18 protein-coding genes are annotated in these 24,061 nt (G+C 36.0%); 14 read left to right on the top strand and 4 right to left on the bottom strand.

The genetic code is table 11. The annotated features are described in order from the left end of the window. The first annotated feature begins 2 nt into the window (after window positions 1–2). The 5 genes from RM542_RS08010 (at window position 3) to RM542_RS08030 (ending at window position 5,211) form a co-directional block, all read left to right on the top strand. Window positions 3–332 (top strand): translation initiation factor, encoded by a 330-nt coding sequence (locus tag RM542_RS08010; RefSeq protein WP_311385216.1) that lies wholly within the window; start codon window positions 3–5, stop codon window positions 330–332. Between the two features lie 146 nt (window positions 333–478). Beyond that, window positions 479–1,411, top strand: a complete 933-nt coding sequence (locus RM542_RS08015; RefSeq protein ID WP_311385217.1) for a DUF1835 domain-containing protein — start codon at window positions 479–481, stop codon at window positions 1,409–1,411. Between the two features lies 1 nt (window position 1,412). After that, the gene (locus tag RM542_RS08020; RefSeq protein ID WP_311385218.1) at window positions 1,413–2,279 is read left to right on the top strand and encodes a nucleoside phosphorylase; all 867 of its coding nucleotides are present in this window, start codon (window positions 1,413–1,415) and stop codon (window positions 2,277–2,279) included. 54 nt (window positions 2,280–2,333) lie between these two features. Further along, window positions 2,334–4,376, top strand: a complete 2,043-nt coding sequence (gene ppk1 / locus RM542_RS08025) for a polyphosphate kinase 1 (protein WP_311385219.1) — start codon at window positions 2,334–2,336, stop codon at window positions 4,374–4,376. Next, window positions 4,363–5,211 (top strand): substrate-binding domain-containing protein, encoded by an 849-nt coding sequence (locus RM542_RS08030; protein WP_311385220.1) that lies wholly within the window; start codon window positions 4,363–4,365, stop codon window positions 5,209–5,211. The genes ppk1 and RM542_RS08030 overlap by 14 nt, the downstream gene beginning before the upstream one ends. On the opposite strand, the gene RM542_RS08035 is transcribed toward RM542_RS08030, so the two are convergent. Beyond that, window positions 5,212–5,613 (bottom strand): response regulator, encoded by a 402-nt coding sequence (locus RM542_RS08035; protein WP_311385221.1) that lies wholly within the window; start codon window positions 5,611–5,613, stop codon window positions 5,212–5,214. It abuts the gene before it with no gap. A 79-nt stretch (window positions 5,614–5,692) separates the two neighbouring features. Then, the gene (locus RM542_RS08040) at window positions 5,693–6,358 is read right to left on the bottom strand and encodes a uracil-DNA glycosylase (RefSeq protein WP_311385222.1); all 666 of its coding nucleotides are present in this window, start codon (window positions 6,356–6,358) and stop codon (window positions 5,693–5,695) included. 97 nt (window positions 6,359–6,455) lie between these two features. Between RM542_RS08040 and RM542_RS08045 the strand changes: the two genes are divergently transcribed. The 5 genes from RM542_RS08045 to RM542_RS08065 are packed head-to-tail and all read left to right on the top strand — an operon-like array spanning window position 6,456 to window position 13,555. Beyond that, on the top strand, window positions 6,456–7,493 hold the full coding sequence (locus RM542_RS08045; RefSeq protein ID WP_311385223.1) for a dipeptide epimerase: 1,038 nt from the start codon (window positions 6,456–6,458) through the stop codon (window positions 7,491–7,493). A 10-nt stretch (window positions 7,494–7,503) separates the two neighbouring features. Next, window positions 7,504–8,541, top strand: a complete 1,038-nt coding sequence (locus tag RM542_RS08050) for a DUF1611 domain-containing protein (protein WP_311385224.1) — start codon at window positions 7,504–7,506, stop codon at window positions 8,539–8,541. 3 nt (window positions 8,542–8,544) lie between these two features. Further along, a complete protein-coding gene (locus tag RM542_RS08055; RefSeq protein ID WP_311385225.1) occupies window positions 8,545–10,812 on the top strand; it encodes an aminotransferase class III-fold pyridoxal phosphate-dependent enzyme in 2,268 nt (755 codons plus the stop codon). A 40-nt stretch (window positions 10,813–10,852) separates the two neighbouring features. Next, on the top strand, window positions 10,853–11,341 hold the full coding sequence (locus RM542_RS08060; protein ID WP_311385226.1) for a hypothetical protein: 489 nt from the start codon (window positions 10,853–10,855) through the stop codon (window positions 11,339–11,341). 39 nt (window positions 11,342–11,380) lie between these two features. Further along, window positions 11,381–13,555: an endonuclease MutS2 gene (locus tag RM542_RS08065; protein WP_311385227.1), complete on the top strand. Its 2,175-nt coding sequence runs from the start codon at window positions 11,381–11,383 to the stop codon at window positions 13,553–13,555. 68 nt (window positions 13,556–13,623) lie between these two features. On the opposite strand, the gene RM542_RS08070 is transcribed toward RM542_RS08065, so the two are convergent. Then, window positions 13,624–15,216 (bottom strand): thiol-activated cytolysin family protein, encoded by a 1,593-nt coding sequence (locus RM542_RS08070; RefSeq protein WP_311385228.1) that lies wholly within the window; start codon window positions 15,214–15,216, stop codon window positions 13,624–13,626. Between the two features lie 286 nt (window positions 15,217–15,502). Here RM542_RS08070 and RM542_RS08075 point away from each other — a divergent pair, with 286 nt between their 5' ends. Beyond that, window positions 15,503–17,371: a tetratricopeptide repeat protein gene (locus RM542_RS08075; RefSeq protein WP_311385229.1), complete on the top strand. Its 1,869-nt coding sequence runs from the start codon at window positions 15,503–15,505 to the stop codon at window positions 17,369–17,371. A 64-nt stretch (window positions 17,372–17,435) separates the two neighbouring features. Here RM542_RS08075 and RM542_RS08080 read toward each other — a convergent pair whose 3' ends face one another. Continuing rightward, the gene (locus RM542_RS08080; RefSeq protein ID WP_311385230.1) at window positions 17,436–19,028 is read right to left on the bottom strand and encodes a thiol-activated cytolysin family protein; all 1,593 of its coding nucleotides are present in this window, start codon (window positions 19,026–19,028) and stop codon (window positions 17,436–17,438) included. 312 nt (window positions 19,029–19,340) lie between these two features. On the opposite strand from RM542_RS08080, the gene RM542_RS08085 reads away from it, so the two are divergent. The 3 genes from RM542_RS08085 (at window position 19,341) to RM542_RS08095 (ending at window position 23,895) form a co-directional block, all read left to right on the top strand. Then, the gene (locus RM542_RS08085; RefSeq protein ID WP_311385231.1) at window positions 19,341–21,230 is read left to right on the top strand and encodes a tetratricopeptide repeat protein; all 1,890 of its coding nucleotides are present in this window, start codon (window positions 19,341–19,343) and stop codon (window positions 21,228–21,230) included. 39 nt (window positions 21,231–21,269) lie between these two features. Continuing rightward, the gene (locus RM542_RS08090) at window positions 21,270–21,674 is read left to right on the top strand and encodes a thiol-disulfide oxidoreductase DCC family protein (protein ID WP_311385232.1); all 405 of its coding nucleotides are present in this window, start codon (window positions 21,270–21,272) and stop codon (window positions 21,672–21,674) included. A 109-nt stretch (window positions 21,675–21,783) separates the two neighbouring features. Further along, entirely contained in the window at window positions 21,784–23,895 is a 2,112-nt protein-coding gene (locus RM542_RS08095) for a mucoidy inhibitor MuiA family protein (RefSeq protein WP_311385233.1), read from the top strand. The last annotated feature ends 166 nt before the right edge of the window (window positions 23,896–24,061 follow it).

A 24,061-nucleotide genomic window follows, 5' to 3' on the forward strand; every position in this document is an offset into this window, starting at 1 on the left:
GAATGGACATTAGCGATCAATTAAAAAATCTTTTTCCCGACCATATACCTGAAGAAAATCCCATTGATAAAACGGAGAAACCTGATTATTGGATGCAAGACGCCCCTATCATTTGTAAGTATGAAAAGCGCAAAGGAAAACCTATTACAATTTTAGAAGGATATACCGGAGCCGATGCTGATTTTAAGAAACTTGCTAAAGAAATTAAATCCCTTTTAAGCGTTGGGGGCAGCTATAAAAATGATACTATCATCATTCAGGGGGATTATCGAGATAAAATTATGAACTTCTTAGAAAGCAAAGGATTTAAGGTGAAACGTGTTGGTGGATAAGGGATTAAGGGTTGCTTAGGTTTTAGGTTTATTCGACGAACTGTTAAAATCACCGATTAACTACACACGTTTTTAGCTAATAATTTTTGTTTTTTTTGTTTAAAGCTTACATTTAGAGCTTCTAACCAACGAAAACTCAACTGAAAATGAAATCACTGTTGCATATTACCAACGGGGACAGTTTCACAAGTAAGCTTAAATCGCTCCCCCTTAAAGGCGATATCATCACCTGGAGAGAAATGCTCTGTGAAGGTAAAACGCTCTGTAATGTTGGAAGTGAAACCTTCTGGAAAACTCGTTTCGAATTTCTCAATAAAAATTACAAAGTTTCTAAGTCTTGGTTCGTTGAAAAGACCTTAAAAGAATACCGTTCGCTTTGTAATCATAAGCAGCAAGACCAAATTGTTTTGTGGTTTGAATATGATTTGTTCTGCCAAATAAACATGTTAGCAGTTTTAAGTTGGTTAAAGACTCATAGACGTCATGCGGAGATTTCCTTAGTATGTAGTGGTAAAGAAGATCATACCGATAAGCTCTATGCCTTAGGTGAGCTTAATGACGAGAAATTGTTATCACTTTATGAGAATCGTATCATTCTAACACAAGATGATATTGAATATGCCGATTATGTTTGGCAATTGTATTGTAGTGACAATCCTATTAGGTTAGAGAATTTAACTGATTTTGAAAATTATCAGTTCGATTACCTTTCAGAAGCAGTTGCAGCCCATTTGAAAAGATTCCCAAGCATAAAAACTGGTTTAAACGCAGTTGAAACTAGTATGCTGAATATTGCAATGAATCAAAAACCAAAGAATAAAAAAGAATTTTTACGTGATATATTGACTACGCCAAACCTTTATGGGTATGGTGATACGCAATACCAACGTTTACTTACATCTATAAGGCCTTTGTTTTCATCTTTTAGCCCAGTTAGGTTATCTAAAACCGGAAAAGAGGTTCTTGCTGAGAAAACAAATTATTACGCTTATTTGCGTGAAAATGATGCTTTCTTAGGAGGAGCACAGAAATACAATTTCTTATACAATACTGCGACCGACAGAATTTTAAAATTATAATATGCCCATAGCAGAGTCAGAGCTGATTCTCAATGCTGATGGGAGTATTTATCACTTAAATCTTTTACCTGAAGATGTAGCCGACACAATAATTACGGTTGGTGATCCGGACCGTGTGCCTGACGTCTCTAAGTATTTTGATTCCATTGAATTAAAAAAAGGCAAACGTGAATTCATTACCCACACCGGGGTTTTAAATGGTAAACGAATCACTGTAATTTCTACGGGTATTGGAACCGATAATATTGATATTGTCATCAATGAATTAGATGCCTTAGTCAATGTTGATTTGATTTCTAGAAAAGTAAAACCCACTAAAAGGAATTTAAATATTGTCAGAATCGGAACCTCAGGAGCGCTACAAAAAGATATTCCTGTGGATTCCATAATACTATCCAAAACCGCAATTGGTTTAGATGGTCTTTTACATTTTTATCAAAGTCAAAATACTCAAAATACTGCACTTGTTGAAGCCTTATCCAAACACTTAAACTGGGGTCGTTATAAGATTCACCCGTATGGGTTTAATTGTGATGAAAATTTAGCTCAAACCTTAATGGGAAATCATATACGATTGGGTATAACCATCACAAACGCTGGTTTCTACGCCCCGCAAGGGAGACAAATTAGATTGGAGCCTAACCTCACGGATTTTCATAAAAAGCTACAGAGTTTTGTCTTAGAAGATGAAAAATTGACTAATCTTGAAATGGAAACAGCTGGCATTTATGGTTTGTCAAAATTACTAGGTCATAAGGCCGTTTCTATGAATGCGATTTTGGCCAATAGAGCGACTGGAGCATTTTCAAAAGAGCCAAGTAAAACAGTCGATTCCTTAATTAAGTATTGCTTACAACAATTGACTTAACATTAGCTTTAACTTGCTGGTAATTCTAATAACTATTTTTGGGAAAATGTAGTTATGCAAAATAGAAAACTTAAAAACCGTGATGTCAATTGGTTGTATTTTAATGAGCGTGTTTTGCTCGAAGCTGCTAATAAAACCACCCCCCTACTCGAACGCCTCAAGTTTTTAGCCATATTCTCGTCTAACCTTGATGAGTTTTTCAAAGTTAGGATCTCGCAGTTGAGACAATTAAAAGCCGTCGATAAAGAATTAAGAAAAAAACTGGTTCTCAAAGCTAATAAGAAGTTGAAGTTCATTTTGGCTAAAGTTTCTGAACAACAAAATCAATTCGGAAAGATTATTGAAGATACTTTAACGGAACTTAAACAACATGATATATACATTAGAAATAACAGTGAACTTAATCAAGAGCAGTTAGATTTTCTAGATACTTTTTTTGATACTTCAATACTAGCGCATTGCAAAACGATTGATATCGATAGCCCAGCTGATTTAAAAGATGGGCATTTGTACCTTGTTGTTCAAATTAAATCAGATGATTTTGATGTCATTGAAATTCCAACTAAGGAATGTTCAAGGTTTATTCAAATTCCAGGAGCGGGAAGCAATTATATCTTTTTAGATGATGCCATCAGACTTAATTTACACAAAATCTTTCCGGGGAAGACTGTGATTAATTCTTATGCTATCAAATTATCTAGAGATGCTGAGCTCTATTTAGAAGATGATTTTACAGATGCTGCCTTAGTCGAAAAAATATATCAGTCTTTAGGCAAAAGAAAATCGGGACAACCTACCCGTTTATTGTTTGATATGAACATGCCAACGGAATTGCAAGATGTCTTAAAAAAACAATTAGACATCAGTGATGTTGATATGTTCTTAGGAGGAAAATATCACAATATGTCTGACCTTTTTGGGTTTCCAACCCCTGAAAATAGTACTGAATTGCAATATTTACCTAAACCACCTTTAAGGCACCCTTCCTTATCTCTAACTAAGAATATATTTAAAGTTATTGCGAAAAAAGACCAATTGGTCCATTTTCCATATCAAGAGTTTGAAATGGTGGAGCGTTTTATAAATGAGGCCGCTTCCGATGATACTGTTTCCAGCATAAAGATGTCCTTATATAGAATTGCAAAAACGTCAAAGCTTACAGACTCCATTTTAAAAGCCTTGGAGAACGGAAAAAAAGTGCTATTGTTCGTTGAAGCGCAAGCACGTTTTGATGAAGAAAACAATATAAAATGGGGTAGAATTTTTGAAGAAAAAGGTGCGACTGTTTTATTCAGTGTGCCAAACATCAAAGTGCACTCAAAGATTGCCTTGGTAGAGCGACTCATAGATAACAAAATCGAACGTTATGCGTATATCGGTACAGGAAACTTTAACGCAAAAACAGCAAAGTTATATTGTGATCACGGATTGTTCACTGCTCATCGTAAGATAACAGAAGAGCTATCACAAGTTTTCGGCATTCTTGAACGCAAACTTATAATTCCAAAACTGAAATACCTTCTCGTATCTCCATTTACTACACGTAGTACGTTATTAGAACTGATTAAAAATGAAATCGACAATGCAAGACAGGGTAGATTAGCAAAAATCACCCTTAAGATGAACAGTTTAGAAGATTCTAAAATGATTTCAGCACTTTATGAGGCCAGTGAGGCAGGAGTAGAAATACGTTTATTAGTGCGCGGTTTTTGTTGCCTGATACCCAAAAATGAGTCTAAATTACTTCTAGGAGAAAAACCAATTTATATCACCAGTATCGTAGATCGATTTTTGGAGCATGGCAGAATCTATGTTTTTGAAAACGGAGGCAAAGAAATCATGTACATTGGTTCTGCGGATTGGATGACACGAAATTTAGATAAACGCATTGAAGTATTGACCCCTATTTTAGATAAGGACATTTTCAAGGAGTTAAAAGATATTCTAGAAATTCAACTTGCCGATAATGTAAAAGCCCGTATTTTAGATATTGAAGACTCTAACACTCGGGTAAAGAAAGAACCCAATGAAAATTCGATACGCTCGCAATATGCGATATATGATTATTTGAAAGATAAACTTCATGAAAAAAGTTAATATTATTGGTGTACCTGAACATTTCAACTTACCATGGCATATGGCAATCAATGATGGTGCTTTTGAAGATCGCGGTATTGAATTAACATGGACAGATATTCCGGAAGGTACGGGGCGTATGGCCAAAATGTTGGCAAATCAAGAAACAGATTTGGCCATAATATTAACTGAAGGTCTCATAAAAAGTATTTCAGAAGGTAATCAGAGCCAAATTGTTCAAGAATATATTTCTTCACCGCTTCTTTGGGGAATTCATGTAGCTTATAACAGTTCTTATCAAAGCCTTGATGATTTAAAAAATACTAAAGCTGCAATAAGCCGAATAGGAAGCGGTAGTCATCTTATGGCATTCGTCAACGCTCAAAATCAAAATTGGGAAACGGCTAATTTGCAATTTGAGATCATTAACAATTTAGACGGTGCCGTAGAAGGATTGACGAATGGCTCAGCAGATTATTTTATGTGGGAACGTTTTACCACCAAACCATTAGTAGATAATAAAACCTTTAGAAGGCTTGATGACTGCCCTACTCCATGGCCCTGCTTTGTAATTGCTGCTACTGCCGATTTTATAAAAGAAAAGAAATCAGTTCTTGATCATATTCTTGAAGTAATACATACCTATACTTCAGAGTTTAAAATGATACCTAGTATTGATAGAACTATTTCGGTAAGGTATGAGCAACAAATTAACGATGTAAGGGATTGGCTTTCAAAAACCGTTTGGGGCCAGAAACAAGTAATAAAAGAAGACGTAATGAAAGTTCAGAATAGATTAAAATCTTTGGACTTAATTGCTGAAATTAAATCAAGCGAACACTTTTTAATGAGTTGATTACGAAAAGTGTTTGTTAATGAGGTTACGAAAAATTAAATCGGATAATGGTTTTTGAGCAGTATCAGAGACATTAGGGTTTTTAATAGCTTTCGCAACAACTTCTTCGGTATCTACTGCCGTTAACATGACAATGACAATCTTATTCCTTATTTTTTCATCAATCTTTTCCTCAAAGGTATCTAGAAACTCCCAACCATTCATAACTGGCATATTAGTGTCTAGCACCAGTAAACATGGCGTTATATCTTCAGCATTTAGCAATAAGAACTCTATAGCTTCTTTGCCATTCAATGCAATATTCACCTCGCAATTAGCGTCAAGTTGATTTAAAAAAAACTTATTTAAGAAATTGGTCGTGTCGTCATCATCAACCAATAAAACTGTTTTTAATCTCCCCACCAATTAAAATTTTATAACCTAATACTTTTCAAACGTAGTATTTTTCTTATTGTTTTAACAAGATTAAAAAAAATATAATTCACCAACTTATTAACGTTTCGTCCATTTTGGTCAAAAGTTCGTTGGTTTTACTAAAATGTTTGTTACCAAACCAGAACCCTCTATTAGCGCTTAAAGGTGATGGATGACCTGAAGTAAGAATATGGTGTTTGCTCACATCAATAAGCTTAGACTTCTTTTTTGCAAATCCGCCCCACAATAAAAATATGATACCCTCGGCCTGAGAAGAAAGTTTTTGAATAGCTGCATCTGTAAATTGCTCCCATCCTTTTTTTTGATGACTTCCGGCTTCGTGAGCTCGAACGGTTAGTGTTGCATTTAAAAGCAGTACTCCTTGTGAAGCCCATCGTTCTAAATTCCCACTTTGAGGATAAGGAATACCAAGGTCTGTCTCGATTTCTTTAAAAATATTAACTAATGAGGGAGGATGCTTTATATGCTCTTGAACCGAAAAACATAAACCATTGGCCTGATTTGGCCCATGATACGGGTCTTGCCCTATAATAACTACTTTAGTTTCTAAAAAAGGACAGTGGTCAAAAGCAGCGAAAATAGCTTTTCCTTCAGGGTAACAGGTATGTTGTTTGTACTCCTCTTTTACAAATTCAGTAAGCTCTTTAAAATAGGGTTTTTCAAACTCTTCTTTTAATTGGTTTTGCCAAGATGGATGAATGGAGACCTTCATGAAATCTTATTTCAACAAATTTAATCTTTGGTTTCATTTATTCTTGAATTCCCAAATAAATTCTAATACATTAGAGTATCCTATTAAAAAACCAACTATGCAAATAGCATTTCAAACCGTTTATTTAAAAAAATTATACCCCTTACGAATTAGCCGTGGGGTACGCGATGGGCAATCTAATTTATATATATCGGTAACTGATGGTGGACATACCGGTTGGGGCGAAACTTCTCCAGGTATTTCAGAGGGTGCTGGTACTCCCGAGGAAGTCCAGCAACAAATCGAATCTTTCCTGGCTACCAACCCAAACTTAAGTGCCCCTTTTGAAACCTATGATGCTGGCATAGCTTACGGTTTGGCACCTTGTGCTTTAGCTGCTCTCGATATTGCTTTATGGGATTTGTTGGCTAAAAAAGCAAACATGCCTTTGTACCAATTACTAGGTTTTCCAAAACCAACAAAAGCAACTTCAATAACCTTAGGTATCATGACACCCGAAGAAGCAAAGGTTAGACTCCCATTAATTTTAGAAGATATGGGTATCAGCACATTGAAAGTAAAACTAGGGAATAACGATGGTATTGAGGCGGATAAAGCCATGTATAATGAAGTGCTGGCTTATCATAAAAAAAATCCTATTGCGATTCGTGTTGATGCCAATGGCGGATGGTCTTTAGATGATGCTAAGCATATGATGCAATGGCTTTCGGAAAGAGAGTGTGGTTATGTAGAACAGCCCTTAAAAGAGGGTCAAGAAGATGATTTAATTGAATTATACAAAGACAGACCTTTACCCATTTTTGTTGATGAATCTTGCAGGTTTGCTACGGATATTCCCAAATGGGCCAATGCCGTAGATGGCGTCAATATGAAACTAATGAAGTGTGGTGGAATTTCTGGAGCTTTACGCATTATTTCCACAGCTAAAGCCTTTAAGTTAAAAACCATGATTGGTTGTATGGGAGAATCTTCAATTTCAATAGCAGCTGGGGCAGCCGTTTCTGGTGTATTAGATCATATTGATTTGGACTCGCATCTAAACTTGAACCCTGATCCTTGTGAAGGAGCTCCATTAATAAACGAAATTACAATGCCTAAAGATGTTCCTGGGCATGGTGGACAATTCAAATCTTAAATCCTTAAATATGTTCGTTTCTTCAAAAAAAATGTGCATTTATATGGAAGGTGCACTTGATAATGATTCTGGTAAAATGGGCTTTGGCCTAATGCGATTTTCAAAACACCCCATTGTAGCGGTAATAGATTCTAAATTTGCAGGTATGACAGTTCGTCAAGCTGTTGGCCTACCTTATGATATTCCTGTGTTTGGTGCAGTTGAAGAGGGGGTAAAACAAGGTTCCGAAATTATTGTTTTGGGTATTGCTCCTTCTGGCGGGCGTTTTCCTTCAGAATGGGATGAACCTATTTCCACTGCTTTAAAATCAGGGCTTTCATTAATCAATGGATTACATGACGATTTAAATGCACGGTTTGGGCATTTACTCACCAATAAAGAGCAAATTATATGGGATGTTCGTAAACCAGCAGGGTCCTACCCTATTGCTAAAGCTAAAGCGGCAGAACTAAAAAGCAAGCGGGTTCTCATGATTGGTACAGATATGGCCGCTGGTAAAATGACCGCTGGATTGGAATTGTATGCGGCGTTAAAAGAACAAGGTCTAAAAGTAGGTTTCGTTCCAACCGGTCAAATCGGAATTACATTAATGGGTAATGGCATTCCCCTTGATGCAATCAAAGTGGATCAAGCCGCTGGGGCAGTTGAGCAAGCTGTTTTAGAACAGTCAGATAAGGATATCATAATTATTGAAGGCCAAGGGTCTTTAGCTCATCCTGGTAGTACGGCTACCCTGCCTTTACTTAGAGGTTCACAACCTACTCATATGATTCTATGTCATAAGGCGGCACATTCACACTTAAGATATCCTGTTTCCCACGTATCTATCCCGCCCTTGGATGAGTTTATCGCATTAAACGAGGCCGTAGCAAAAGTATGTGGCTCGCTACATACCGCAAAAACGGTTGGGGTGGCTTTAAATACAACAGGATTAAACGATTCTGAAGCAATGCAGAAAGTAGCTCATGCAGAAGAACTTACAGGATTACCGACTTCAGATGTTGTTCGATTTGGAACCGATAAATTGGTGAAAGCCGTTGTACATTAACTCATGATTTCAGAACTTCAACAGCTTCTTGAATTAGAATTCGGATTGAAAAATCCCTCTATAAAAAAGATAAATGGTTATGATAATGCCAATTATCGCGTTCAATCAAAAGAAAAAAGCTTCGTTTTAAAAACCTACACTTTTGATGACGAATTGTTTGAGGTTTTAAAAGCCGAAAATGAAGTCTTGCTATTGCTGAATTCAGCAAACTCGGAATGCTATCCTAAACCGATGTCTTTTAACGATAATCAGTTTATAAAACTTGTAAAGCTTAATGGTGAGAGAATTATTATTCGGATGCTGACATTTTTAGACGGTATTTTTCTCGGTGACCTAGAGGCTAACAAGAAAGTTTATCAGTCATTAGGTAGTTCTCTTGCAAAAATGAACTTAGCGCTATCCGAGCATTCTAGTACCGCCTTAAAAGCTAGAAAATGGGAGTGGGATTTACAATATTTTGAGCTCAATAAAAAGTATTTAAATGCCATACAAAACCCGAAAGACAGAAGCTTAGTCGCTTATTTTTTTAAACAATACGAAGTGCTGGTTACACCAGTTTTACCCCATCTTCGAAAACAGGTAATTCATAATGACGCCAATGAATGGAATGTTTTAACCACGGCTGAAGCCGTAACTGGTTTTATTGATTTTGGTGATTTGGCATACGCTCCACTTATTAATGAAGTGGCTATTGCCATGACTTATGCCGCTTATGATAAAGAGAATTCCTTAGAATACGCTTCCATTGTTTTAGCTGCATATCATGAGGTTCTATTCCTTTTTGAAGAAGAAATATCTCTACTCTATTATTTGATGGCCGCAAGATTAAGTACCTCGGTTTGTAATTCGGCATACGCAAAACAACAGCAACCAGAAAACAGCTATGCTTCCATCAGTGAAGAAAACGCTTGGATAACCCTTGAAAAATGGATCGCCTTAAATCCAATACATGTTGAAAACACATTTAGGGTTGCAGCAGGGTTTTCTCCAAAAAAAGCTATTTCCATCGATTTGGCACTAGAAAAAAGGTCAAAACATATTAGTTCCATTCTTTCTGTAAGCTATAAAAAGCCTATTCAAATGGAAAGTGCAGCATTCCAATACATGTATGATGTTCATGGTAATGTATTTTTAGATGCTTACAATAATATTCCTCATGTGGGTCATTCACACCCCAAAGTGATTGAAGCTGGGCAAAAACAGATGGCAAAATTGAATACCAATACGCGGTATGTGTATGACTTACTAGCCATATATGCTGAAAAACTGGTTTCAAAATTTCCAGATGGCTTAAACAAAGTGTTTTTCGTGAATTCTGGCAGTGCAGCAAGTGATTTGGCAATTCGTATGGCTAAAAATCATACGGGTAAGTCCCAAGTTTTGGTTATGGAACATGGGTATCATGGTAATACCCAAACCTCAATAGACATTAGTGATTATAAATTCAATAATAAAAAAGGGCAAGGCCAAAAAGACTATATATTGAAGACCGCATTACCCGATGCTTATCGCGGAAAGCATGGGAACAATGGTCCATTTTATGTGAAAGATTTGCAACAGGAAATGTCTGGTCAATTAAATAATATAGCGGCCTTTATTACAGAACCGGTTGTGGGTTGTGGTGGTCAAATTCCATTAGCTAAAGACTATTTAAAACATGTATATCCTGAAATTCGAAAACACGGCGGGGTTTGCATAAGCGACGAAGTACAAACAGGATTTGGACGATTGGGCGACAAATTTTGGGGATTCGAGTTGCATGATGTGGTACCTGATATTGTAGTTTTAGGGAAACCTATGGGTAACAGCCATCCTATTGGTGCTGTTGTGGTAACCGATGAAATTGCGGCTTCTTTTGAGAATGGAGTGGAATTCTTCAGTAGTTTCGGGGGCAATCCTGTCTCATGTGCTATTGGTTTAGCGGTTTTAGAAGTTATTGAAGAGGAGTCATTACAAGAGAACGCTAAAGAGGTAGGTGATTACTATCAACAAGAGCTTAAAAAGTTACAGCAAAAGCATGCAGTAATCGGAGATGTAAGAGGATCAGGACTTTTTATAGGTATCGATATCGTTCATGCAGGAACCAAGAACACCAACTATGAACTGGCACAACATATAAAAAATGAATTACGTCAAAAGCATATATTGATCAGCACCGATGGACCGGATGATAGTGTTTTAAAAACAAAACCTCCTTTATGTTTTACTAAAGCTAATGTGGATACGGTTGTTAGTGCTATAAATACTATTCTTCTAAAAAATCAATTTTAACTAGAATACTTCTAATTTTACACATAAATCAAAAAAGATAATGGACAAATATTTGAAAATAGTTGTAATAATTCTAGTGTGTTTGATAAGCTGCAATGAAGATGAGGATACCAATTCAGATACCGGTGACCGCAGTGAATATAGATTTTTTCAAGATTCTAGCATATCGATTGGAGAATTTGATTTTGCACTTATTGGAAACGGAACAAATCTTGTTTTTGAATATTATTTCATTGCGGATGATGAACCAAACATAGCAGATGATGAATATTCTGAAAGAATTATTTTTGAAATACCACCTAACCTAAACGAATTTTCGTTTTCAGCCTCTGAACTATCCAATGCAAACACTTTTTTTGATAAATACTGTTTTTGCGTAATTGAAGGAAGTATTCCTATTGAAGTTGGCTCCATTTCAGGAATAAAGATTGATGATACAACTTGGGAGATTACTATAGATATAGCTTTTGAAGATTTCGTAACTCAAACTAGAACTATATCTGAGCAATTTCAATTAGCTACGCGTTAGCACTATTACTTGCTATATTTGCATCGCTAGAAAAAGAAAATGCACCAAATAAATACTAAAACACTTCAAGATTTAGAATTTCCCACTGTTTTGCAGCAATTAAAAGCTCGATGCAATACGGAAATGGGTAAAATGGCCGTAGTGAATTTAACTCCCGTAAACGACCAAGAAGCCATTCTTACCCTGTTAACACAAACTTCAGAATACTTAGCCTCCTTCGAAAATGATAATCGAATTCCTAACCATGGTTTTGATGCTATCGATACTGAGTTAAAATTGCTCAAAATTGAAAACACAACTTTGGAGCTTTCGGGCTTTCGCCGCATAAAACAGATTTGTAATACCATAATTACACATAAAAAATTTTTCAAAAAGTTTAAAGAGTACTATCCTGAACTATTTAAATTTTCTGAAACTGTTGAAGAGAATAGCAGGATTCCAAATAGTATAGATAATGTAATTGACAAGTTTGGCGAAATCAGGGATGATGCCTCTTTTGATTTGAAACAAATCAGGCATCAAATCAATCAAGTTCGAGGAAAAATAAATCAAAGCTTTGGAGTTGCGCTTACACGGTATCAAGCCTCTGAATTTTTAGATGAGATTAGAGAATCGGTGGTAGATAACCGTCGCGTATTGGCTGTAAAAGCAATGTATAGAAAAAAGGTTCGTGGTACCGTTATGGGCGCATCAAAAACCGGAAGTATCGTTTATATTGTTCCAGAAGCGACTTTGCAATTCTCCCAAGAATTAAGCAATCTTGAGTTTGAAGAAAAAGAAGAAATTCAACACATACTTAACGAACTAACGGATAGTATCCGACCTTTTCAAGAATTTCTAGCAGCCTATCAAGAGTATTTAACGCAGATTGATATTACTTCAGCAAAAGCGAAATACGCAAATGAAACCAAGGCTATTTTGCCAGAAATTAGTGAAGAACGACGCTTGTTTTTAAGAGATGCTTATCACCCGTTACTGTATCTTAACAATAAACAGAAGAAAGAGAAGACTTGGCCACAGACCATTGAATTACATCAGGAGAATAGAATTATTGTCATTTCTGGTCCTAATGCAGGAGGTAAGAGTATTACCCTTAAGACCATTGGGTTGTTGCAGGTGATGTTGCAGAGTGGTTTGTTGATTCCTGTTCATGAACGCAGTACTGTTTGTTTTTTTAATAAAATACTGACGGATATCGGAGATAACCAATCCATTGAAAACCATTTAAGTACATATAGCTATCGACTAAAAAACATGAATCAGTTTTTGAAGAAGTGTAATAGTAGCACACTCTTTTTAATTGATGAGTTTGGTACAGGTTCTGATCCAGAATTAGGCGGCGCTTTGGCGGAGAGTTTTCTAGAAATATTTTACGAACGTGGGGCCTATGGCGTAATCACAACACATTACGCTAATTTAAAACTGTTGGCAAATGAATTGCCGCATGCCACCAATGCCAATATGCGTTTTGACAATAAGACTTTACAGCCAACATTTCAATTGATATTGGGTGAAGCTGGAAGTTCCTTCACTTTTGAGGTAGCGCAAAAGAATGGCATCCCCTACTCCTTAATCAATAAGGCCAAAAAGAAAATCGACCGAGGCAAAGTTCGTTTTGATGCCACCATATCCAAATTACAGCAAGAGCGCAGTAAAATGGCCAAAACAGGTTCGCGATTACAAGATGAAGAAACCAAAGCACGTGAAGAAGCTAAAAAATTAGAAGCCCTTAACGCAAAGGTGAAGTCAAAGTTGGAAAACTATCAAGAGCAGTACGATCACAACCAACGGATGATTTATTTGGGCAATAAACTGAATGATGCCTCCGAGAAATATTTTTTAGATCATAAAAAACGACCTCTGATATCGGAATTGCTGCGGATTGTAGAAACGGAAAATAGCAAACGTAAAAAGACCACAGCAAAACAAGCTAAAGCAAAAAAAGCGCAAAAGAAACAGGTAGCAAATGAATTGGAACAGAAAATAGTCAAGGTTCGAAAAGAAAAAATTGTCAAAAAGAAAAAGGCCGTTCAAGCTGAAAAAACAAAACCAAGACCAGTTTTTAAAATTGGTGATCGCGTGCGACTTTTTGATGGTAAAGCTGTTGGAACTATTGATAAATTAGAAAAAAATAAAGCCGTAGTGAACTACGGCCTTTTTACCACAAATGTGAGTGTGGAACAGTTGGATTTGGTGGAAGCTAAAACAAAATAACAGCCGACACCAAGCTGTTGAATCACAACTTAAGGTGCCGACTGCATGACTAATAAATAATTAATTCACTATTTAATTCTTTCCACAGTAAAGTTTCCATAGAGCGTATGTAAGGATACCTCATCAAAAATTAATCTATAGGTTCCCGAATTTCCGGCATCTCCTATATCAGTTAAAGGTATTTTCAATGACCTGACGCCTAAGTTTTCGCTTGAAAATAAGTCTTTATCATTGACGTCACCTGATAATTCTACGTAATCATTGTCGTAATCAGGTCTGTACAATTCAATGTCGATACTCTCATTAATTAGATGAGACCGAAAAAGTGAAATCTGAAGGTCATTAGTGCTTGGCCGTACCCACCGTACTCGATCTGATTTGCTATTAATTTTCCCTTGAACGGAACCCCATATTTCTAAATGAGTTCCTTCGCTACCTACTGCCGGTGTTTGAGCCACATATAAATCATTAATTGTAATTCTATATTTTGGGTAGGCCAAATCACAACTCCTAATATTATATTCTGTAGCTAAAATTACTTTTGCAACTGGAAAGCCTTGTTTAACGTATCTTAATTTATAGGCTAAGGGAGCTCCGGGTGAATCTTTTGAGTAGTTGCCCCCTTCCGAAATATAGTCATAAACGCCCTGAGGTCCATTTACCACCTGGGTAGCACTGGCGCCCGAACCTCCAATTACCGTTGCTTTAACAGTAGATGAATTGAAAAGGGCTGAATATGAACCCTCTGCACTAATATTACCCTCAAATCCTGCATTAATTGCCCCATTAAAAGCAGTTCTTACTTGTGTAATTGACGAGTCTGATTCAACTGTATATAAAACCATCCGTCCGTACGTTACTGATGAGACGTATACTGGGCTTGTGGAACCTAGACTTTCCGAATTGGGTAATTGGGTAAATAAATCACTTGGTGATTGACCTGGTGTGTCTAAATCAAGTGTGAAATATTTTTGAATGAATTTTAAAACATAGGTGTTTTTTCTTTCTGATCGGTTAAAGTCGACACTGCCGCCAATACTTTTGGTCAATCCTCTGTAATTGGCGCCGATGGCAACAGCCATATGCTGTTCCGAATACACCTCTGATTCTTCAACAACCAGATTTGCAGGTGTGGCACCAGTCACCTCTCTGGCCAATAGTTCATTGATACCTGCTCGTACCGTACTGAGTTTATTCGGATTTTCAATGGTTACCGACGGACTACCTGAGATATTACTAAATGAGGTGGATACGGTAATAGGTGCTCTTTCAGCGTTTATTGCGATGTATTCACCAGTTGGGATAGATTCACCTTTTAATAAGGCGCCTGGATATATGACATCTGTGGTAGGGTCTAACATAAAGAGTTCATTAAAACCAGGTGCTCCGTTATAGGTTCTGGTAAAACATTCAAACTCAGTTTCCCCTTCACGTTCAGGATTAGTTGCCCCAGATTCTGCTATGGAAGATTCAGTAGGCTGATCAAAAGCACTTAAATTAGCGACTACAGTATTAAATTCATCGGCATCATTATTAGAAAATTGTGGTTCATCAGGATCATCAGGGCTAACTTCATCTTTGCTACAAGCAGATATCAGAAATAACAGAACTAATGGTACTAATTTTAAAATACTTTTTAATGGTAATTGATTTGTTTTCATAATTTCTTGTTTTTAAGATTCAACACTCCAAAACTAGAAGCACACGCCTCTTAAACCTAAAAATAGAGCTAGACAAATCCTAGACAGATTTGTACTTGTGCATCTAGACGGGTGGTTTTCCTTAAAATTCAAAATCTGTTCAAAACAAACAATATCAATGATTTACAAACATTCGAATTATACATATATAGTGAATTGTCTTGATTTCACATAGACAGCTTTAAATTTTGGCCGTATTATCTTCTTAAATATTAGTTACCTTGTGAAAAATTCATATAACCTCAAGATGACCCAAAAAGCTACTTTGTTATTAACTGCTATAAGCATTTCTTTTCTTTGTCTAGGACAACAAGAATCTAAACTGGACAGTCTAAATCTTGCGATAAAGAATTCGAATGATATTGCAGAAAAGGTGGAATTACTACGAGACAAATTTAATATTCAACTTTACAGTGAAACTGGCAGTGCAAAAGAAATCGCTCAAAAAGTATTGACTATTTCAATTAAAGAAAATTATCTAAACGGAATTGCCATTGGCAATTACTGCCTAGGTAATTATTTTTACATCAGCAATAATTTAGATTCTGCTAGTTTTTATTATAATAAAACCATCAAAATTAGCCAAAAGCACAATTTGAATAAGCAATTAACTATTGCATTATCAGGTAAAGCCATTATCAAAGCAGACACCGGAGACTACTTTGGCGCCATTCAATTAAATGATTCAATTCTTCCTCTATATAAAAAGATGAATAACTATTTGGGCTTGGGCATTACCTTGGGCAATTCCGCCAGATCATACCAAACCATGGGACAGTATGATAGAGCCATGGCAGGGTATATAGATGCATTAAAAGTTTTGGATACTATTGACAAAGAGCCATTTAGAAAAGCCGATATTTTAATGGATATCGGAAAAATAAATTATTCGCAAGGCAACTACAATCAATCTATTGAATACTACAATCAAGCACTCGAAATTTATGAGAATACTACAGATTACCTGTATCAGGCCTATTTACTGAATCATATGGCAAATACTTATGTAGAATTGGGAGCGTTGGAAATTGCGTTAAAAACGTACCAGCAAAGTCTAACAATAAGCAAAAAATTTAACTATTTAAACCATACAGCAGATGCCCTAGCGAATATCGGAATTATACAAAGAAAGCTTGGAAATTATGAAATAGGGTTGAAAAGTCAACTTCAAGCACTGCAAATTAATAAATCGAGCAATACAATCGATAATGTAGTAAGCGTATTGGGTGAAATAGGAAAAACCTACACAGAATTGAACGATTTGCCAAATGCTTTCAAGTTTTTGAATCAATCCATTCATTTGGCTGATTCTATCAAGACCGCCAATTATCTATTGTCGGGGTTAAACTATAGGGCTGCTGCTTTCGAAAAAGCAAATAAATACCGAGAGGCCAACATTGATAGAAAAAGATACCAGAAATTGAATGACAGTATTTTCAATGCCGATAAAACAAAGCAAATTGAACAACTCAGAACCCTATATGAAACGGAGCAAAAAGAAGCCGAAATCGCTTTACAGCAAGAAGAAATAAAAACTTTAAATGAAAAAGCTAAGGTAGATAAATTAAGAAAAGGACTTTATGCGGGAGGAATGGCCTCTGCTATAGCCCTATCTGGGCTATTGGTCTTTGGGTTTCGACAGCGCATCAAAAAGAACCGTATTGAAAAAGAAAAAATTTCTGAACAATTGGAGCATAAACAAAAAGAATTGACCAGTCAGACCTTACATTTGGTTCAAAAAAGTCAATTCATTGCAGAAATAAAAGAAAACCTTGAAAATTTAAAAAACTCCCCAGAAAAGTTTAAAGTTGAGTTTAAACGTATTGTAATGCTCCTAAAAAAGCAGAATGCAGCAGATAAAGATTGGGAAGTATTTAAATCGTATTTCTCTGAGGTACACCAAGATTTTGAAGAAAAATTAAAAGCAATAACGGATAAAATTACAGATAAAGAATTGCGTTTGGCATCTTATGTGAAAATGGGTCTCAATAATAATGAGATTGCGAATATTCTTAACGTGTTACCATCAAGTATACACACCTCAAAATATAGACTAAAACAAAAATTAAATATTGATAAAGATCTTGATTTTGATGGTTTTATTAAAAGCTTGTAAAATAACAGCCGACATCAAGTTGTTGAACCCAACCTGAGCGGCCGACTGTAGCTAAGCCAAAACCCTAATTACAGGTTACCTTTTGGATTTCCAAACAACAACCTAGGAAGCCCGTAGTGGCCCTATGGCAACTGTTCAAACTTGATGTAGTATCTCCTATATCGTATTGGTACACGTCCTTTTCATCTTCATCCTGCACATATAAGCGAATATCATAAGCCCCGTTTGGTGGTTGTAATTCATTGATGCTCCCACTTACATCAACCTGTACCCAGCCCCTATCTGGATCGGTAGCTAATTGCGCTTTTGAGATACTACCATCACTTCCTTGTAGATTATTTTTGTAGGTCAACCCGACACGGAAAGAGCGCCCCGTATCATTGATGAAATCGACGGTTCGGTGCTCCACCCCTTCGCTACTGCAGTTTTCGGCTGTATAGCTTTCCGTGTAGCCCATTTTCGCAAGGGTATTGTCTTTTAAGAAACGTACCGTATACGAAATGGGAGATCCAGGATTATCTCTGCTGTACACCGCATTGGACCCTTGTATGATCGGCGCCAAATCTCCAAAATCACGGGCTGTAACCGCCTCGGTTGCCACTTCGGCATTACCTCCTATAACCACCGTTGTAATACTGGAGTTGGCCAAAATACTCTTCAATGTTGCTTCGGTCTCTAATTCAAGGCTATTGTTTTTTCCTGCAGCATATCCTAAGGCGGCTTCTAGCTGAACATCAGTTGATTCATAATTGGTTTCCAATCGGAACATAATGATTCTTCCATAGCTCACTGATTGTATGTATCCCGGAGGCGAACTCGAACTAAAGGTCGAAGCTACATCTTGCGAGCTCAAATCTTCATTAAACACTGCGGTGGGCGAGGCCGGTGGAACCATGGATACTGTATAGAAAACTTGTTTAAATACCATATTGGCGACCCTTCTTTCCTTGGTGCTTTGAAAATTGAGTTGCGAGCTAAAGTCAGTTGAGGCCCATTGAATATTAATTCCCAATTCCAAACTTACTTGCTTTGAACTATAAGCCGTTTTTTCACTTGAAAATGAACTTCCTTCATTTACATAACCTTCATCATAGGCATTGGCATTCCACCATTCCAGTGCCCTATCAATACCAGCATCTACAGAATTAAAAGTCGGGTTATCTACAGCTACATTACCATTTTCTCCAATACCTGGTAAATCTACTCTCAAATCAACAGGTGCCCTGCCCAATGTTACTGGAGTAGGAAGTCCCTTTCGAAGTTCATTATCAATTTTCACCAATGCTCCTGGCCAAATGATACCTGCATTCGCTTTCAAAATGGCAATATCCTCAAAATTCGTTTCTAAACTATAAGTCGTCGTCGTACAATTTGTCGTGACGTTGTTCTCAAATTCAGGAGGGGCATCCTCAGTATTTACGGGTACTTTCTCAGTGATAGTGCTACCAGTGCCCACAACCCCTAAAAGTTGATCTGGGTCATAAGAAAGATTGGCAACAACATCATCTATGGTTTCTTCATTGCCCATAGGTACTTCATCATCAGAACCGCCAACAGGTTCTATAACTTCATCGCTACTACAAGCAACAATGATTAATAAGAGCATAAGGGACAATACCCTCATTGCAATTTTCAATTGTGATTGATTTGTTTTCATAATTTTTAGTTTTTTAGATTCAACACCTCAAACCTAGTATAGAAAACACCCCTTCCCTAATTTTGTCCATGGACAAAGTATGGACAGCCTACATGGATTTCAACTTAACTACCTATGGACAATTCATAAAATAGATAAATTTATATTTTTACGAAAAGTCAACAAATTCAATGTATTGATGGTTATAATCAACCATATACATAACTAATATTTTATGGACTTTTTATGGACAATAGGCTTTTTATGATTTAAATATATTTTGAATCAGTTCCAATTATTATGTACCTTGACAATCATAAATCTCTTTAACCAATGAAAAAATATTTAGTCTTTACTCTACTTGTATTCCTCTTTTCGCAGGTATTAAGTTCTCAGAACCAAGAAATTGTAGATAGTTTAAAGCAATTGTTAGCAAATCATCCAACCAAAGACTCTGTAAGAGCAGATATCCTAAGCGATTTACATGAGAAGTTAATGTTTGCCCAACCACTGATTGCTAAGAAATATGCAGAGGAAGAACTTAGTATATCCAAAAGAATAAACTACAGAACAGGTATTGCGAAAGGTTACATGCATTTGGCAGATTTTTACGTAAATAGAAATAGCACCGATTCTGCACTTTTTTATTATGATAATGCAAGGAATATTTTCAAGGCTCTAGATTACGCAAGAGGTGTTGTTTTTGTGAATTCTTCAGTTGCAGATATAGAACGAGGTTCGGGAAATTTTGTCAAAGCAATTGAAATGTTAAACCAAAATTTGGTGTTGATTAAAGAAAATGAAAAGAATCCAATAGCTATTTCTAAGTTTTCAGGTGCTCAATATAATACTCTTGCAACAATATATATGGACAAAGGAGATTATAGAATTGCTGTTATTGAAGCCTTAAAGGCACTAGATTTATTTTCAGAAATTGATGACGAGATAAGGAAAGCTGATGTATTAAAGTTACTTGGTGATTTAGAGTATGGTCTAGAGAATTACGAAAAATCAATTCAGTATTATGATGCCGCAATAGAAACATACACTAAGTATAATGATGACTTTTACCTAGCCTACGCTAAAAGTGCTGCAGGATTAGCCCTAAGAGAGCTAGGAGAATTAGAAAAAGCCAAGAACTATCAAAAACAAGCTATTGAATTGGGCAAAAAAAATGACGCAAAATTATCTCTCTCCCAATCTTTAAATAGTTTGGGAGAGTTAATGGTGCTAGAGAAAAACTATATATTGGCGAAATCTATATTCAAAGAATCTAAAGAAATATCAGATAATGAAGGCTTTAAAATACCAAATATAAATTCACAGATAGGTCTTTCTAAGGCCTTTATAAATAATCCAAAGGAATCCATAAAATATGTTACTTCGGCTATAAATAATGCAAAAGCTATAGGAGCTATGTCCAGTTTACAAAGTGCGTATGCTTTAAGGTCAAGAATTTATGATAAAAATAACCAAGATCAAAAGGCCATTAATGACCTAATAAGTTCTCAACAAATAAATGATAGCTTGTTTAATTTAAAAAAGGCTCAACAAATTGAAGAATTAAAAACGATTTATGAAACAGAAAAAAAGGAAGCCGAAATAGCTCTGCAAGAAGAGGAAATCAATACCTTAAATGAAAAAGCTAAGGTGGATAAACTTACCAAAGGACTATATGCTGGTGGTATGACCTCTGCCCTAGCCTTATTTGGGCTCTCTGTTTTTGGGTACCGCCAGCGTATCAAAAAGAACCGTATTGCAAGAGAGAAACAAGAGGAAATCTTAACAAAAGAAATTGAACATAAACAAAAAGAACTTACTAGCCAGACCCTCCACCTTGTACAGAAAAATACCTTTATTCAGGAGCTGATGGAAAACTTGGAGCATGTAAAAAACTCCCCCGATAAGTTTAAAACGGAGTTTAGAAGAATAGTCATGCTTTTGAAAAAAGAAAATGCCTCCGACAAGGACTGGGAGGTATTTAAAACCTATTTCGCAGAAGTCCATAATGACTTTGATCAAAAACTAAAAACCCTTTCTGCCGATATCTCAGAAAAAGAAATTCGCTTGGCCGCCTTTTTAAGAATGAATTTGACCACCAAAGAAATTGCAGCGACTTTAAACGTTTTACCTGATAGTATTCTAAAGTCGAAATACCGTCTTAAAAAGAAATTGGGTCTTGATAAAGAAACGGATTTGACCAGTTTCTTAAATACATTATAAAATTTAGGTCTTCCTTAAGCCCTAGCGTATCTTTGCAAAGTGAATGACGATAAGAAGATTATCCTTTTTGATGGGGTTTGCAACCTCTGCAATACTTCAATTCAATTTGTTATCAAGCATGATGATAAAGATGAATTTAGGTATGCAGCCTTGCAAAGTGAAGTGGGTCAGCAATTAACTTCAGAAAGAGGAATAGATACTTCGACTGTTGATTCAATTGTCTTGATAGACCCTGGCGTAGCCTATTACACCAAATCAGATGCTGCTTTGGAAATAGGAAGTAACTTGAAAGGTTATCGGACACTTTCTAAGTTCTTTAAGCTTTTTCCAGTCGGATTCAGGAATATGATTTATGATTTTGTAGCACGAAACCGCTATAAATGGTATGGTAAGCAAGATGCTTGTATGATTCCTACACCTGAGTTACAAGCCAAGTTTTTGTAGTCCCTCACTCAAAAGGTTACTTTACTTTTAAAATAGTTGGTTTAAATCATCCATGATTTTATAACTTCTTTTATCATCCTAGGTTTGAGCAATCTTAAAAACCAATCCGATGAAAAAGTTTCTATTATTTTTAGTTCTGACTCCGTTTATTCTCTTTGCAAATGATAAAAAAACACCTTCAAAGATTAAGGAGGTAACTGTTTATTTGAGCGGAGCGCAAATTCAACGTAATGCCAATGTAAACTTAGCTTCCGGGGTTTCTGAAGTCATCTTAACTGGGCTTTCTTCAAAAATTGATGAAAATAGTATTCAGATTTCGGGACTACAATTAGTTTCTATTTTATCAATGACCTATGATATTAATTATTTAGAAAAATCAGAGGCTAGTCCTGAGCTTTTGGCATGGGAGTCAGAAATTGAGAATACCCAATTAAAAATTAGCCTGCTTAGAAATCAAATATCAGGATTAGAAGAAGAAGAAAACGTTATCACTAAGAACCGGATTATTGCTGGTAATAACTTGGCATTAGATATCCAAAGAGTTAAAGAAATAAGCACTTATTATAGAGAACGAATTACCGCCATTAAAAATGAAATTTATAAACTCAATTTAGAAATCAACTTGTTGAATAAATCGATTAGAGCTATTCAAAATCAAATGGCCGAGGTCAATAATGCACCTTCACAACCACAGGGCGAACTAAAATTAAAACTGGACGCACCGATAAATATGACCCTAAACTTAAAAATTTCTTATTTTATTCCTGATGCCGGCTGGATTCCAAACTACGATATAAAATCTAAAGCCTTAGGCGAACCATTAGATTTAGCATATAAGGCAAATGTGTATCAAAATACCGGAAAAGACTGGGATAATGTGCAAGTAACATTATCGACCGGTAACCCCAATTATAATGTTGCAAAACCGCAATTAGAATCGAAATACCTCAATTTTGTAAGTCCTTTTAAAAAACGGTCACAGGTTACCACTAAAAAAAGAGGGTATTCCTATAATCCAACAGTAAGAAGGGTTATTGGAACAGTAACCGATGAATCTGGTCAACCGCTACCAGGTGTCAATGTTGTAGTTAAAGGCACAAGTATTGGTACTCAAACTGACTTTGATGGAAACTATGCTTTAGATGTCGTTAATGGACGAGAACTGGATTTTAGTTATATCGGACAAAAAGCTTTAAACCAAACGATATACTCTTCCGTTATGAATGTTCGGATGGAAGAAGATGCGACAGCTTTGGAAGAAGTAGTTGTCAGTGCCTATGGAATGAAACGAGAAAAAAAGGCTTTAGGCTATGCAGTTAATTCTGTTTCATCTGAAGAAATCAATGAGTGGGGAGAAACAGATGTGGCAAGAACTTTAGCAGGAAGAGCAGCAGGTGTGCAAATAAGAGGGGCTTCAAGCATATTAAACTATCAACCACCTTTATATATAATTGACGGCGTTCCCAGTGATGATTATGATATGGGAGACTTCGATGAAAGTGAAATTCAACATATGGAAGTTTTAAAAGGCGAGACTGCCAGTTCTATTTATGGTAGTAAGGGTCGAAACGGGGTTGTCGTTATCACTACTAAGAAGAGTACCCTGCAAGATGATTTAACAAACACTAAATTCATCATTAAAAAGCCCTACTCTATTGCATCTGATAATGACATTACCGCTATTGAAATTAATACTTTTAAATTGGCAGCCGAATACGAGTATCTGGCTGCACCAGTACTTAATGAAAATGTTTTTTTAACTGCTAGTTTTAAAAATTGGGAAAAATACCAATTACTACCTGGTGAAGCGAATGTTTATTATGAAGGTACGTATGCCGGTAAAACAACACTAGATCCTTTTACTGTTCAAAAAGAAATGGTATTGTCATTAGGGATTGACCCAAACATCACCTTAACTAGAAAACAACAACGGAACTTTAAGAGTAAATCTTTTACAGGAAGTAACAGAATTTTAAATAGAGTGTATGATTTAGAGGTCAAGAATAATAAAAATGTAGCTATCAGCTTAAAATTAATGGATAGAATACCTAAATCACAAAATAAAGAAATAAAAGTGGATGATATTTTGACCTATAATGCTCAGTATGATAAGAAAAAAGGATTGTTAACTTGGGATGTAAATTTAAAACCTCAAGAGACCCAAAAAGAGAGCTTTTCTTTTATTGTGAAGTACCCAAGAGGAAGGTATATTTCTTTGTAGCTAAGTTATTATTAGAAATAATAGAATTGAAAGTAGTTGAATTGAAGAGTTTGAGACTGTCTTTTTATTAGATATCATAACAATTTAACTCACTTAAATGCGGTATGATTCGTTGCTACTCTTCAGAATGACAATCACAACTTTTGTTTTGTCGTTCTGGATGTAG

Origin of the sequence: Croceitalea sp. P059 (assembly GCF_031846365.1) — a bacterium.
Lineage (GTDB): Bacteria > Bacteroidota > Bacteroidia > Flavobacteriales > Flavobacteriaceae > Croceitalea > Croceitalea vernalis.

Excerpts from the sequence above, each read along its gene's own strand:
- RM542_RS08010 (WP_311385216.1), top strand. The coding sequence starts at position 3 with ATGGACATTAGCGATCAATTAAAAAATCTTTTTCCCGACCATATACCT.
- RM542_RS08015 (WP_311385217.1), top strand. The coding sequence starts at position 479 with ATGAAATCACTGTTGCATATTACCAACGGGGACAGTTTCACAAGTAAG.
- RM542_RS08020 (WP_311385218.1), top strand. The coding sequence starts at position 1,413 with ATGCCCATAGCAGAGTCAGAGCTGATTCTCAATGCTGATGGGAGTATT.
- ppk1 (WP_311385219.1), top strand. The coding sequence starts at position 2,334 with ATGCAAAATAGAAAACTTAAAAACCGTGATGTCAATTGGTTGTATTTT.
- RM542_RS08030 (WP_311385220.1), top strand. The coding sequence starts at position 4,363 with ATGAAAAAAGTTAATATTATTGGTGTACCTGAACATTTCAACTTACCA.
- RM542_RS08040 (WP_311385222.1), bottom strand. The coding sequence starts at position 6,358 with ATGAAGGTCTCCATTCATCCATCTTGGCAAAACCAATTAAAAGAAGAG.
- RM542_RS08045 (WP_311385223.1), top strand. The coding sequence starts at position 6,456 with ATGCAAATAGCATTTCAAACCGTTTATTTAAAAAAATTATACCCCTTA.
- RM542_RS08050 (WP_311385224.1), top strand. The coding sequence starts at position 7,504 with ATGTTCGTTTCTTCAAAAAAAATGTGCATTTATATGGAAGGTGCACTT.
- RM542_RS08055 (WP_311385225.1), top strand. The coding sequence starts at position 8,545 with ATGATTTCAGAACTTCAACAGCTTCTTGAATTAGAATTCGGATTGAAA.
- RM542_RS08060 (WP_311385226.1), top strand. The coding sequence starts at position 10,853 with ATGGACAAATATTTGAAAATAGTTGTAATAATTCTAGTGTGTTTGATA.
- RM542_RS08065 (WP_311385227.1), top strand. The coding sequence starts at position 11,381 with ATGCACCAAATAAATACTAAAACACTTCAAGATTTAGAATTTCCCACT.
- RM542_RS08070 (WP_311385228.1), bottom strand. The coding sequence starts at position 15,216 with ATGAAAACAAATCAATTACCATTAAAAAGTATTTTAAAATTAGTACCA.
- RM542_RS08075 (WP_311385229.1), top strand. The coding sequence starts at position 15,503 with ATGACCCAAAAAGCTACTTTGTTATTAACTGCTATAAGCATTTCTTTT.
- RM542_RS08080 (WP_311385230.1), bottom strand. The coding sequence starts at position 19,028 with ATGAAAACAAATCAATCACAATTGAAAATTGCAATGAGGGTATTGTCC.
- RM542_RS08085 (WP_311385231.1), top strand. The coding sequence starts at position 19,341 with ATGAAAAAATATTTAGTCTTTACTCTACTTGTATTCCTCTTTTCGCAG.
- RM542_RS08095 (WP_311385233.1), top strand. The coding sequence starts at position 21,784 with ATGAAAAAGTTTCTATTATTTTTAGTTCTGACTCCGTTTATTCTCTTT.